At 70.3% G+C, this 12,828-nt stretch carries 12 protein-coding genes; 2 read left to right on the top strand and 10 right to left on the bottom strand.

The window, feature by feature from the left end; genetic code table 11:
* The first annotated feature begins 7 nt into the window (after window positions 1–7).
* Window positions 8–2,449, top strand: a complete 2,442-nt coding sequence (locus ACQPWU_RS19425) for a transglutaminaseTgpA domain-containing protein (protein WP_433441937.1) — start codon at window positions 8–10, stop codon at window positions 2,447–2,449.
* A gap of 245 nt (window positions 2,450–2,694) precedes the next feature.
* Here the strand turns inward: ACQPWU_RS19425 and ACQPWU_RS19420 are convergent, their stop codons facing one another.
* The 8 genes from ACQPWU_RS19420 to ACQPWU_RS19385 form a co-directional block, all read right to left on the bottom strand.
* Window positions 2,695–3,099 carry a DUF3040 domain-containing protein gene (locus tag ACQPWU_RS19420; protein WP_433441935.1) on the bottom strand — a complete coding sequence of 135 codons (405 nt, stop codon included), beginning with the start codon at window positions 3,097–3,099 and terminating at the stop codon, window positions 2,695–2,697.
* A 230-nt stretch (window positions 3,100–3,329) separates the two neighbouring features.
* Window positions 3,330–4,571, bottom strand: a complete 1,242-nt coding sequence (gene dinB, locus ACQPWU_RS19415) for a DNA polymerase IV (RefSeq protein WP_433441933.1) — start codon at window positions 4,569–4,571, stop codon at window positions 3,330–3,332.
* Between the two features lie 27 nt (window positions 4,572–4,598).
* Window positions 4,599–5,351, bottom strand: coding sequence for a methyltransferase domain-containing protein (locus ACQPWU_RS19410; protein WP_433441931.1), 753 nt, complete (start codon window positions 5,349–5,351; stop codon window positions 4,599–4,601).
* Window positions 5,352–5,714: 363 nt separating this feature from the next.
* Window positions 5,715–6,053 (bottom strand): MmcQ/YjbR family DNA-binding protein, encoded by a 339-nt coding sequence (locus ACQPWU_RS19405; protein WP_433441929.1) that lies wholly within the window; start codon window positions 6,051–6,053, stop codon window positions 5,715–5,717.
* Between the two features lie 200 nt (window positions 6,054–6,253).
* Window positions 6,254–6,664, bottom strand: a complete 411-nt coding sequence (gene nusB / locus ACQPWU_RS19400; protein ID WP_433441928.1) for a transcription antitermination factor NusB — start codon at window positions 6,662–6,664, stop codon at window positions 6,254–6,256.
* 1 nt (window position 6,665) lies between these two features.
* On the bottom strand, window positions 6,666–7,226 hold the full coding sequence (gene efp, locus ACQPWU_RS19395; RefSeq protein WP_360703515.1) for an elongation factor P: 561 nt from the start codon (window positions 7,224–7,226) through the stop codon (window positions 6,666–6,668).
* A 26-nt stretch (window positions 7,227–7,252) separates the two neighbouring features.
* A complete protein-coding gene (locus ACQPWU_RS19390) occupies window positions 7,253–8,290 on the bottom strand; it encodes a M24 family metallopeptidase (protein ID WP_433441925.1) in 1,038 nt (345 codons plus the stop codon).
* A 78-nt stretch (window positions 8,291–8,368) separates the two neighbouring features.
* Window positions 8,369–9,943: a serine/threonine-protein kinase gene (locus ACQPWU_RS19385; RefSeq protein WP_433441923.1), complete on the bottom strand. Its 1,575-nt coding sequence runs from the start codon at window positions 9,941–9,943 to the stop codon at window positions 8,369–8,371.
* A gap of 97 nt (window positions 9,944–10,040) precedes the next feature.
* Between ACQPWU_RS19385 and ACQPWU_RS19380 the strand changes: the two genes are divergently transcribed.
* Window positions 10,041–10,256, top strand: coding sequence for a helix-turn-helix domain-containing protein (locus ACQPWU_RS19380; RefSeq protein ID WP_433441921.1), 216 nt, complete (start codon window positions 10,041–10,043; stop codon window positions 10,254–10,256).
* Between the two features lie 20 nt (window positions 10,257–10,276).
* Here ACQPWU_RS19380 and ACQPWU_RS19375 read toward each other — a convergent pair whose 3' ends face one another.
* Both ACQPWU_RS19375 and ACQPWU_RS19370 read right to left on the bottom strand, forming a co-directional pair.
* Window positions 10,277–11,563, bottom strand: a complete 1,287-nt coding sequence (locus ACQPWU_RS19375; RefSeq protein WP_433441919.1) for a dicarboxylate/amino acid:cation symporter — start codon at window positions 11,561–11,563, stop codon at window positions 10,277–10,279.
* Between the two features lie 222 nt (window positions 11,564–11,785).
* Window positions 11,786–12,826: an LLM class F420-dependent oxidoreductase gene (locus ACQPWU_RS19370; RefSeq protein WP_433441917.1), complete on the bottom strand. Its 1,041-nt coding sequence runs from the start codon at window positions 12,824–12,826 to the stop codon at window positions 11,786–11,788.
* Window positions 12,827–12,828: the final 2 nt, after the last annotated feature.

Raw genomic sequence — 12,828 nt, 5'->3', positions numbered from 1 at the left:
GTGCGACATGAGGCTGACGACCGCCTCCGGGGTGGCCTCGTTCGCCGCCGCGATCCTGCTCTACCCGCTCTTCCAGGGCGGTGCCTGGTTCTGGACGTCGCTGGGCGCCGTGCTCGCCGTGATGGCCGCCGGCCTGCTGAGCAGCCGGCTGTCGCTGCCAGCGTGGGCGGCGCCGTTAGTCGCGGTGGTCGCGACGTGGATCTACCTGACCGCGGTCTTCGCCGCCGGCAAGGCGTGGGTGCTGGTGGTGCCGACCAAGGAGTCGGTGGCGGAGCTGGGCAGGCTGCTCGGCGTCGGCTGGGCCGACATCCAGCGCTTCGCCGCTCCCGTGCCGACGACGGACGGCATCACGCTGCTGACCGCCGGCGGCGTGGCGCTGATCGCGATCTCCGTGGACCTGCTGGCCGCGCGGCTGCACCGGGCGGCGCTGGCCGGGCTGCCGCTGCTGGCGCTGGCCACCGTGCCGGCGACGATCCTGCCCGACCCGATCAGCTGGCCCGCGTTCATCCTGGCGGCGCTCGGGTTCGTCAGCCTGCTGATCGCCGACGGCCGCGAGCGGGTGGGCCACTGGGGCAGGGCCGTGCTGGTACGGCGCACGCGTGCGGCCACCTCGCAGTCCGCGACGCCTTCCCCGGCGGACACCAGCGGCCTGCGGCTGTCGGGCAAGCGCATCGGGTTCGCCGCGATCGCGCTGGCCGTGCTGGTGCCGGCGCTGCTGCCGGCGATGGAGCCGGTGTCGTTCTTCACGTTCGGCGTGGGCGGCAGCGGCCCGGGCAAGGGCAACTCGATCAGCATCCCCAACCCGATCGCCAACTTGAAGGGCCAGCTGGAGCTGCCGGAGCGGCGGGTGGTCCTCACCTACAAGAACAACGACGACAAACCCCGCTATCTACGGATCTACACGCTCGACACGTTCGACGGTCAGCAGTTCGGCATGACCGAGCCGAAGGGGGCGCCGCAGAACAGGACGGACAACGGTCCGCTCCCCGCGCCGCCCGGCCTGGGCCCGCAGCCGAAGATCGGCAACGTGGTCACGAACGTCCAGATCAGCGACGAGATCGAGAAGTTGCAGTTCCTGCCGCTGCCGTACCCGCCCAAGCAGATCCAGGTGGACGGCGACTGGCGGGCCGACGTGGACACGCTCATGGTCTTCTCCACCCGCGACGAGGCCGCGGGCCTGGAGTACGAGGTGGCCACGAGCGAGCCGCAGCCGACGGCGGACCTGCTGGAATCGCTCGGCGGGACCCGGCCGAGCACCGACCCCCGCTACCTGAAGCTGCCGGACAACCTGCCTCCCGAGATCGCCGAGCTGGCGGCCTCGCTGACCGCGAGCGCCAAGACGGACTACGACGCGGCGGTGAAGCTGCAGCAGTTCTTCACCAAGGACGGCGGCTTCACCTACAACCTGCGCACGCAGGGGCACAGCAACTCGGCGCTGCGGGACTTCCTGCTGCGTGACCGGGCGGGCTACTGCGAGCAGTTCGCCGCCTCGATGGCGGTGCTGGCCAGGCTGGTGGGCATCCCGTCGCGGGTGGCCATCGGCTACACGGGCGGCACGAAGGTCGGCGACCGGTGGCAGGTCGGTACGAACGACTCCCACTCTTGGCCCGAGCTGTATTTCGAGGGCGTGGGCTGGCTGCCGTTCGAGCCCACTCCCGCCGGGTCGCTCGGTCAGGGCAGCGCGCGCGTGCCCGAGTACACGCAGCCCAGGCCGCGGGCCACGGGCGAGGCCACGACGCCGACGCCAGGCGCGACCACCTCGTCCGCGGACGAGCCCATCGACCCGCAGACCCGGCGTAACCCCCGCGAGTTGGACCGTGAGGGCCTGGTCGCCACCGGCGGGCTACCGCCGGACGACTCCATGCCGCTGATCGGCAAGATCGGCATCGGCGCGGGGGCGCTGCTCCTGGTGCTGCTGATCCCCGCCGGCATGCGGCTGATCACCAGGAACCGGCGCGTGCGGACCCTGGGCTGGAAGGTGTCGGCGCCCGCCGACGATCTGACGGCCGCGATGGTGTCGGGGGCGACACACCGCAATCCGTCGGTGGCCCCGTCCGTAGCCGCGGCCTGGGCGGAGCTGGACGACATGCTCTACGACTACGGCATGGCCCGCCAGCCCAGCGAGACCCCGCGGGCGCTGGCGCGACGGCTGGCCCAGCAGTACGAGTTCGACGCGGAGTCGGCGGCGGCCGTCACGGCGATCGCCTCGGCGGTGGAGCGTGTGCTGTTCGCGCGGAATCCCGGGGAGATCGGGCCGATGAAGAAGGACCTGCGCAAGGTGCGCCAGGCCCTGGCGGCCACCGTGTCACGCGGGCGGCGGGTGCGGGCGGTGCTGCTGCCGCCGTCGACGCTGCGGCGGCTGCGGGCGGTGGGAGAGCGGCTGCTCGACGGGTTCGACCTGCTGGAGAACATCAGGCTGCGGCGGACGGCGGCCCACAAGGGCTCCTGACCGACGCGTCCGGCCGTTCCCTGGAGAAGGGAACGGCCGGATCGGTCACGAACTCAGGGGAACGGCCGCGCCGGTCAGCCTCCAGCACGACAGCCGGGGAACGACCGGGCCGGTCAGCCTCCACGTCAACCAGGGGAGCGCCCGGGCCGGTCGGCCTCCAGCACGACGGCCGGAGAGCGGCCGGTCAGGTCGCTACCAACACGACGGCCGCCCGGACAAGCCGGGCGGCTCCGCCGGGTCGGCGGTCAGCGATCGTCGTGACGGCGGCGCCAGCGCTCTTCCATGCGCTCCATGAAGCTGCCCCGGTTGCGGCGGGCCTGCTTGCCCGGAGGGGTGGCCGTACCGGAGGCGGGAGGGGAGTCACCAAACCCATTCATGCGTTTCCAACTGGACAAGCCCCACAGACACGCGGCGAGCATGACCACGAAACCGCCGACGCCGAGCGGGATCAGCGCACTGCCACTCATCACCACGCCGACCATCATGATGACGACGCCGAGAGCAAAGCCGATAGAGGCCTTGATCAGGCGACGCTTGTAATGGCTGCGCGGGTCACTGATCCTTACGGTGTTGGCCCACTTCGGGTCCTCGGCGTAGAGGGCCTGCTCGATCTGGTCGAGCAAGCGCTGCTCGTGCTCAGAGAGCGGCACGGCGCCTCCCAAGGACGGCCCCAGGACGGGGAAGACGGCAACGGACGACACGGGGTGTCCGAACCTCGCGGTCGGTTATCCCCAGAATACGAGGCTGTAGACGTAGGCGAAAGCAAACGTCCAACGCAGACCAAACCGGAGGTGTCGTCATGGGTCCATTGTGACCCATCTCGCCCCCTTTCCCCCAAAATCGCCACACCTTACGCCCACAGCAAATCCGGACATCGGCGTCATGTCTCTGCTTCATCAAGCTTGCCACGTACGAGCGAGGCTGGGAGCACCGCATCGGGACCGAATCTCCGGATCGCCTTGTCCATCGCCTGCTCGGCCTCGCGCCAGCCGGTCTCCCGCTCCCCGATGCCGAGCTGCCGGGTGGCCTCCTCGGCCGGCCGCAGGTTTTCCATCCGGACTCCGACCAGGCGCAGCCGCACGCGCTGGAGACCGGCCGCCTCGAACAGCTCGCAGGCGGTCGAGTAGATCACCTGAGCCACGTCGGTCGGCTCGCGCAGGGTACGCGAGCGGTTGATGGTGGTGAAATCGGCTCGGCGTAGCTTCACACTTACAGTCCTTCCCACATGGCCGCCCTTACGCATCCTGGCGGCCACTCGCTCGGAAAGACGCAGCAACTCCCGCTTGATCACCTCGGGATCGTCCACGTCGGACGCGAATGTCTCCTCGTTGCCGATGCTCTTGTCGGGCACATGGGCGGTCACCGCCCGCTCGTCGCGGCCCCACGCCAGCGCCGCCAGATGGCCGCCCACGGCCTGGCCGAGCTCGCGCTGGAGGGTGGCGGGCGGCACTCTGGCCAGGTCGCCGACGGTGCGGATGCCGAGGCGTACGAGAGACTGCTCGGTGCGCTCGCCGACGCCCCACAGCGCCGACACCGGCAGCGGGTGGAGGAAGTCCACGACCTGGCCGGCGGGCACCACCAGCAACCCGTCGGGCTTGCACTGCTTGGAGGCCAGTTTCGCCACGAATTTGCTGCCGGCCACGCCGACCGAGCACGTGATGCCGTAACGGTCGAGGACCTGCTCTCTGATCATGGCCGCGATGGCGGCGGGCGGGCCGAGTCTGCGCCTGGCGCCCCCGACGTCGAGGAACGCCTCGTCGGACGCGATGGGCTCGACCAGCGGGGTGATCGTGTGGAAGATCTCCATGACGCCCTTGGAGACCTCGGAGTATTTGCCGTGGCTGGGCGGGATGATCGTGGCCTGGGGGCAGAGCCTGCGCGCCCTGCTCATCGGCATCGCGGAGTGCACGCCTTGGGCCCTGGCCTCGTAGGTGGCGCTGAGCACGACGCCGCGCCCGGCGGGCGAGCCCACGATCACCGGGCGGCCGCGAAGCTCGGGGCGCTCGAGCAGCTCGACACTGGCGAAGAAGGCGTCCATGTCGACGTGGAGGATCGGGCAGCCGCTGTCATCGGCCCCGGTACGCGGAGTGGGGCCGATGCCTGTGATCTGCTTGCGAGACACGCCGCCGATTCTATCCGAACAGGCGTTCTATAGCCTATGGCCGAGCACGTGCAACTGCGTGGCGATGTCTCTCAGCACGGGGTGGGTGGCGGCGACCTGTTCGAGCGCGACAAGCGCCTCCGCAGCGCCGGGCTCGCCGTCGACGAGCCTGCTCGGCACCAGGTCGGTGAAGACCCGGACGCCGTGGACGGCGCTCACGGAGAACCCGGTCGCGGTCAGCAGCTCGGCGAGCGTCTCCGCGGCGAACCGCCTCGGCGTGGGATCGCGGTCGCCCCACGTGCCCTCGGGATCGTCCAGCACGGCCCGCGCCTCGTCGAACTGGCCCGCGAGCGCCCGGTGAATGGCGCTGGCGACGGGGTTGGCGGCCAGCACGCTCACCGCGCCGCCCCTGCGCAGCACGCCCGCGACGGCGGTCAGCGCGCTGATCGGGTCTTCGACGTATTCGAGCACGCTGTGGCACAGGACCAGGTCGGCGCTGTCCCGGCTGAGCAGCTCGCCCAGGCCGTCGGCGTCGCCCTGCAGGGCCCGCACGCCCACGCCCTTCTCCTTGGCACGGCGTTCGAGCGCGGCCAGCGAGTCGGGGCTCGGGTCGACGACGGTCACGCTGTGGCCCAGCGCGGCCAGCGGCACGGCGAACCCACCGGTGCCGCCCCCGGCGTCGACGATGTCGAGCGCCTCACGGCCGCTCGCCGCCGCCCGCTCGGTCAACACGGACCGCAACGCGTTCCAGACGACGGCGGTCCGCGCCGCCGGAGTCCTCGTGGCGCCTTCAGCACGCAACGTCGGCTCGCCTCCCTCTCCCCTCGCGACGGGGGCGTGGCGCCGGGCCGTCGCGAACGTGCACCCCGCGAACTGCTTCTCCGCGGACGGGCCCCAGCCTACGCCGTACGCCGACCCCCCGCTTCCCACGTGCTCCCACCCGCACGCCGATGCCGGAGACGAACACCCCGCCGCCCCGGCGGGACACTCCATGGCGGGATCCGGCGCGACTAAAAGGCACCCGGCCAGGCACGTCATCCGCCCGGACTCTCCCACGACGTGCCCCGCCGCACCCAGGAGAGTCGCCCCGGCCGACGCCGGCGTGCGTGCGGCGGGCAATCATGGAGATCGTCCGGCGGGAGCGTTCAGGCAGGGGGGTAGGGGCTAGGCGTCGAAAGCGGCCGCCAGCCTCTTCGGCGCCCGGAGCCGCCACGCGTCCGTCAGCAGCTCCCCCAGCTCCTCGACGTCCACCGCCCCGAACCGCATCAGCACAATGGCGTGCCCGTCGTAGTGCGACGTCGTGAAGAACGTGCCGGGCTCGGCCGCGATGAGCCCGGCCTTCTCCTCGTCAGAGCCCACCGGCAGCACCAGCACGTCGCCCTCGTCCCTGACCCGCGCGAACCATTTGCCGCGCACATAGAAGGCGGGCGTGCCGTACATGGTCTTCTCAAGGGTCTCTGGCAGCGCCAGCGCGAGCCGGCGCACGTCGTCCTCGGTCACCATGCCCACACGATACGCGCCGCGGGAAGGGCGGAAAGGGGCGCGTCGCGGCTGGTGACGCGCCACTGTCCGCCCGCTCCCACGCCACACGGCCCTCGCCCGACGGGGGCGCCTGACCGCGTAACGGTGCACGTGCTGACCTTCACGAGCGTGCAGGCCGGCGTGGTTGGAACCGTACCCCGAACACGCGCTCCTGACGGTGTCTAAAGGGTGAGGCTTGGCTTGAGCTGCTTGAAGCGGGCCAGCAGGCCGTTGACGAACTGCGGCGACTCGTCGGTGGACAGCTCCCCCGCCAGGTGCACCCACTCGCTGATGACCACGCCCTCGGGCACGTCGGGCATCCACAGCAGCTCGTAGGTGCCGCCGCGCAGCAGATTGCGGTCGACTGCGGGCATCCGGTCGAGCGTCCAGCCCTCTGCGTACGTGGTGATCAGCTCGTCGATGCGCGAGTGGTGCCGGGCGACGCCCTCGACGATGGCCGAGGTGTATTCGTTCACCGGGGGCTCCTGCCGCTCCACGCGCTCAGCGAGGATCTTCAGCGGATCCTCGCTGCGCAGCTCGGCCTCGAAGAGGATGTCAAGCGCCCGCCGGCGTGCTTTGCCGCGTGCCGACACCTCAGGCCCGGCCGAGGTATTCGCCGCTGCGGGTGTCGACCTTGACCTTCTCGCCGGTGGTGATGAACAGCGGGACCTTGATCTCGGCGCCGGTCTCCAGCGTGGCGGGCTTGGTGCCACCGGTGGAACGGTCGCCCTGCAGGCCCGGCTCGGTGTTGGAGATGGTCAGCTCGACGGCGGCGGGCAGGTCGATGTAGAGGGCCGAACCCTCGTTGAACGCGACCGTGGCCAGAGTGTTCTCCAGCATGTAGTTGGCGGCGGTGCCGACCGTGCCGCTGGGCACGTTGACCATGTCGTAGGTCTCGGTGTCCATGAACACGAAGTCGTCGCCGTCCTTGTACGAGTACTGCATCTCGCGCTTGTCGACGTTGGCCACCTCGACCTTCACGCCGGCGTTGAAGGTCTTGTCGACGACCTTTCCGGAGAGGACGTTCTTGAGCTTGGTGCGCACGAACGCGCCGCCCTTGCCCGGCTTGACGTGCTGGAACTCCACGACGGCCCACAGCTCACCGCCGTCGAGCTTCAGCACCATGCCGTTCTTGAGGTCGTTGGTCGTCGCCACTCGTTCTTCTCCCGCGTGCGGCCGCTCTACAGAACGAGCAGCTCCTTGGTCGTCTTGGTGAAAAGTTCCGGCCCGCCATCACGTGTCACGAGAGTGTCCTCGATGCGAACCCCGCCCCGGCCCGGGAGATAGATCCCAGGCTCGACGGTGATCGGAACTCGATCCTCTAGTCTACCGGTCCGAGAGGGGCCCAGGAACGGCTCCTCGTGGATCTCCAGGCCGACGCCGTGTCCGAGGCCGTGCCTGAAGTGGTCGCCGTGGCCGGCGTTCTCGATGATGGTACGTGCGGCGGCGTCCACCTCCTTGGCCCCCGCGCCGGGGGCGAGCGCGTGCCTGCCCGCCCTTTGCGCCTCGGCGACCAGCTCGTAGATGTCGTGCTGCCAATCGGCGGGCGCGCCCAGGCAGACCGTCCTGGTCATGTCGGCGTGGTAGCCCTGGTAGCGGGCGCCGAAGTCCATGGTGACCAGGTCGCCGGCGCGCAGTTCCCTGCCGGTCGGCGCGTGGTGCGGGATCGCGCCGTTCTCACCCGCGGCCACGATCGTGTCGAACGCCGGCTTGTCGGCCCCCAGCTCGGTCATGCGGTTGTCGAGGAGGCGGGCGAGGTCGCGTTCGGTGATGCCGGGAGTGATTTTCCCGGAAATATCGGCAAACGCCTGATCGGTGATCTGGCAGGCCGTACGGAGGAGCTCCAGCTCGCCGTCGTCCTTGACCGCCCGCAGCAGCTCCACGACCGGCTCCAGCGGCACCAGCCCCTCGTCCAGGCGCCGGTACGTGGCCACGCTCATCCACGCCGCCTCGATGCCGACGCCCGGCTCCGCCAGCGCGCCCGCCACGTCGTACGCCTCGACCGACGGGACATCCAGCGTGCGGGCCGCCTCGATGTAGCGGTTGTCGGTCGCCAGCAGCGCGGTGCCGTCGGCCCTGACCAGGACGGCGGCGTTCGAGCTGGACAGCCCGGTGAGGTAGCGGACGTTCACCGGGGAGGTGACGAGCAGGGCGTGGACCTCACGGGCGGGCAGCAGCTCGGCGAGGCGCGCGCGGCGCGCCACGTAGTCGAAGGTCATGGCGCCAATGTACGTGTTCCTGCCCTCACGTCACTATCGCCCACCTCGTCCCAGCGCGGCGGTCTGCTGGAGGAGCTCCTAGTTGTCAGGGAGCCGCCAGTCCCGCAGGACGTCCGCCGCCGGCCCGGTCTTTCCCATGTCGCCCTTCTCCTGAGCCCGCTCCAGGTCGTGGTACACACCGGCGACCTGGTTGATGGCCGGGTCGAGGTGACCCTCGTCGAACTTCCTGGCCGCCTTCCTGATCTTCTCGCGGGCCTTGTTCGCGACCTCGGGGTTGATCCCGCCCATCGCCTGCTGGGCCATCAGCGCCTTGTCGAACTCCGACAGCCACTTGTTCCACCCGCCCGGCGGGATCGCCTCACCCAGGGTCGCCTTGGGAGGGACCGTCTCCTGCAGGACGGTCGGGTCGGGTCCCAGAGTGGACACGAGACCGCTCGACGGCTCGGGGGTGGGCAGCTCGGTGGGCGGTGTGAACGTGGAGGGGGCGGCGGTCGGGGTGGTCACGGCGACCGGCTCCTCCTTCCGCGAGCCCGCCCACATCACCATGACCACGGTCACCACCGCGATGACCACCACGGCGGCGCCCAGCTGGAGGAGGAGCTTGCGGTTCGAGGCGGGCCGGGGTTCGAGGTCGCCCGCCTGGTAGACGGCGGTGTCACCGGCCCGAGAGCCCCCGCCGTGGTCCGCGACCTGGTAAACCTCGGTGACCCCTTGCCCGCTGCCGGGCCCGGCTCCCGCGCCAGTGGCCTGCCCGCCGCCCGCGGGCCCTACCCCGCCGGACGGCGGACCGCCGTCGCGGAGGGAGACGCCGGTCACGGGCATGGGCGGTGCGGCCGGATTGGAGCGCGGCCGGGCGATGGTCGCCAGCGCACGCCTGACCGCCTCTCCGCTGGCGGGCCGTCTGGAGGGCTCCTCAGCGATCATGGCCAGCACCAGCCGATCCAGCTCCGCGGGAACCTCGGCCCTGAACGCACTGGGCGGCGCGGGCTCACCCCCGGAAGCGGCTCCGCCATCCGAGCCCATGTCGCCACCGTCACCATCGGCCGCGTCACCGAAGGGCGGGCGGCCGCAGAGCAGCTCGTAGCAAACGCACCCGAGCGCGTACAGATCCCCGGAAGCCATCGCCTCCTGCCCCGCGACCCGCTCGGGCGCCAGGTACCGGCCGGACGACGGCACCCGATCGTCCATTCCGAACCCGACGACCTTGAGCACCCCGCTCCCGGCCCGCCGGAAGCTGTCCGGGCCGATCTGGCCGTGCACGACCCCGGCCCGGTGCGCGGCGTCGAGCCCGGCGGCCGCCTGCCCGATCAGGTCGCACACCTCAACGATCTTCAGGGGTCCGGCGGCGGCGAGTTCCTCGCCCAGGCTGAGCCCGGTGAGGTACTCCATCACCAGGAACGGCGCCCCCTCGTGATCGCCGACGTCCAGCACCATGGCCACGTTCGGGTGGATCACCCTGGCCACGGCCTGGGCGTGCTGCCTGAGCACCTCACGCGTGGCGGCCCCTGCCGCCCTGGCGCCGAGCACCTTCACGGCCACGACCCAGTCGGCCCGCGTGTCGTACCCCCGCCATACCTCGCCCATCGGCCCGCTGCCGATGCGCTCGTCAAGCCGGTAGCGATCAGCGACCAAGGACGGCGTCGCGTCGGACATATCCCCGCCAATTACTCGAAAATCAGGATTTTCGACCAACCATAGGGCCCCACAGCCACTGCCGCCCCATCATCCGCCCGCACCGCGCCCGGCGAACGTGGCGATCGGCGTCATCGGCACCGCCAACGGGATCCCCTGGATGCGTTCGATGTGCCGACCGCTGGCCCGACGACGGACAGCGCCCCGCCGGCTGGGCTGGGTCCTGAGCGCGGCCGAGGGCCACCATCTGGTGAGTGAGCGCACTGTGCGGGAGGTGCGCTGCCTGTGCGACGCGCTCGGCTGCCAGCCGGGCGACCTGCTCGCGTACGAGTAGATCGCCCGGTTTCCGCGAGGTCAGGCCGCCGCGGGCTCGGGCACGCGCCCCGCGGGGGCGGTGTCGAGCGGCTGCGGGGGCGCGTTGAAGACGGCCTCGTCCAGGCGGCCCTCAGAACGGGCGACCAGGACCGGCACGACCATCTGGCCCGTCACATTGGTCGCGGTGCGGATCATGTCGAGGATCGGGTCGATCGCCAGCAGGAGACCGACCCCCTCCAGGGGCAGTCCCAGCGTACTGAGCGTGAGCGTCAGCATGACGATCGCGCCGGTCAGGCCGGCCGTGGCGGCCGAGCCGACCACCGACACGAACGCGATCAGCAGGTAGTCGCCGACCCCGAGGTGCACGCCGAACACCTGGGCCACGAAGATCGCGGCGAGCGCCGGGTAGACCGAGGCGCACCCGTCCATCTTGGTGGTGGCGCCGAACGGCACGGCGAAGGAGGCGTAGTCGCGGTCCACGCCGTTGCGCTCGATGGTGACCCGCTGCGTCAGCGGAAGTGTGCCGACCGACGAGCGGGAGACGAACGCCAGCTCGATAGCGGGCCAGGCGTTGCGGAAGAACTGGAGGGGATTGACCTTGCCCCATACCGCCAGCAGCGTCGGGTAGACGGCCACCAGCACGATGAGGCACCCGGCGTACACCCCGAGGCTGAACTTGGCCAGCGGTGCCAGCAGCTCCCAGCCGTACGTGGACACGGCCTTGCCGATCAGACCTGCCGTGCCGATGGGGGCGAGGCGGATCACCCACCACAGCGCCTTCTGAACCAGCTCCAGGACGGAACGGGCGAGGTTCAGGAACGGCTCGGCCTTCTCACCGACCGCCAGGGCAGCCGCACCGAGCACGACCCCGAGGAAGACGATCTGCAGGACGTTCACCTCGGTGAAGGAGGTGACGACGTTGGTGGGCAGGATGCCGGTGACGAAGTCGAGCCAGGTGCCCGCGCCCTCGGTGTCGACAGCCTTGGCGGCGGAGGTGTCGAGGGTGACGCCCTGGCCGGGGTTGATGATCAGGCCGAGCCCGATCGCGAAGGCGACGGAGATGAACGCGGTGATGAGGAACCACACCAGCGTCTTGGACGCGAGCCTGGCCGCTCCGTTGACGTTGCGCAGGTTCGCCACGCTGACCAGCACGGCGGTGAAGACCAGCGGCGGCACGGCCAGCTTGAGCAGTTGGACGAAGAGCTGGCCGACCTTGGTCAGTGTCTCGGCCAGCCAGGCCACGTCCCAGATCTTGGCGACGAAGCCCAGCGCGATGCCGGCAGCGAGGCCGACCAGCAACTGGAGGGAGAAGGAGAATCTCTTCATGAGTGGGGGACTCCGGAGAATCACGGCATGCGGCTGCAAGCGGTGCAGGGCACACCAAGGGGAGAGGGGATGGCGGGCGTAACGGTCAGCTACAGAGAGATCCGTGCAACCGGCACAGATCGATGTGCAGCCGCTCGACGAGCCAGACAGACACCAGAGAGAGCCTCACGAGCCCGTGCAACACCCGCATAACCGGAGATATTCCCCATAAAACAGCTAGTCTTACCCAGCAATTTCCTTGATCGTCTCGATCAGCCGCACCCGGTCCTCGTGCGTCCTGCCGAACGGCGCCACGTTGAGCGTGGTCACCCCCGCCTCCTTCAGCGCCTGCACGCGGTCGCGCACGAACCCCTCGCTGCCGATCAGTGACATCTTCTCCAGCAGCTCGCCGGGCACCTGGGCGGCCGCCTCGTCCTTCTTGCCCTCGAGGTAGAGGTCCTGGATCTGCTCGGCCTCCTTCTCGTAGCCGTAGCGCCTGGCCAGGTCGTTGTAGAAGTTCTTGCCCTTGGCGCCCATGCCGCCGATGTAGAGGGCCGCCATCGGCCGCCCGAACTCCAGCAGCCCGGCCACGTCGTCGCCGATCGCCAGGGACGCCTGCGCGATCACGTCCAGCTCCCCCAGCTCCGGATCCCGCCTGGCCTTGCCGGCGGCCAGCGCCGGGCCCCACACGTCGGCGGCCTTCTCGGGTACGTAGAAGATCGGCTCCCAGCCCTCGGCCAGCTCGGCGGTCAGCTCGACGTTCTTGGGCCCGATGGCGGCGACCACGATCGGGATGCGGGGCCGTACCGGGTGGTTGATGAGCTTGAGCGGCTTGCCCAGGCCCGTCCCCTGCTCGGGCGGGAGCGGCAGCGAGTAGTTCCGGCCGTCGTGCTCCAGGCGCTCCCGCCGCCACACCTTGCGGCAGATCTCGATGATCTCCCGCGTACGCCCGAGCGGCGCGGTGTACGGCACCCCGTGGAACCCCTCGATCACCTGCGGCCCGGAGGCGCCGATGCCGAGCGTGAAGCGCCCGTCCGAGACGTAGTCCATGCCCGCAGCCGTCATGGCCAGCAGCGTCGGCGTGCGCGAGTAGATCGGCAGGATGCCCGAGGCGATCTCCAGCCGCTCGGTCCTGGCCGCGATGTAGCCCATCTGGCTGACGGCGTCGAACGAGTACGCCTCGGCCACGAACACGATGTCGAGCCCGGCCTTCTCATAGTCGGCCAGCTCGGCCACCGTCTCCTTGAAGCCGCCGGAGTAGTTGAGTGCCATTCCGATGCGCATGC

The sequence above is a fragment of the Nonomuraea sp. CA-141351 genome (assembly GCF_050944675.1).
Taxonomy (GTDB): Bacteria; Actinomycetota; Actinomycetes; order Streptosporangiales; family Streptosporangiaceae; genus Nonomuraea.
The sequence above is the reverse complement of the archived record's forward strand: the minus strand, read 5'-3'. Positions and strand labels throughout refer to the sequence as shown.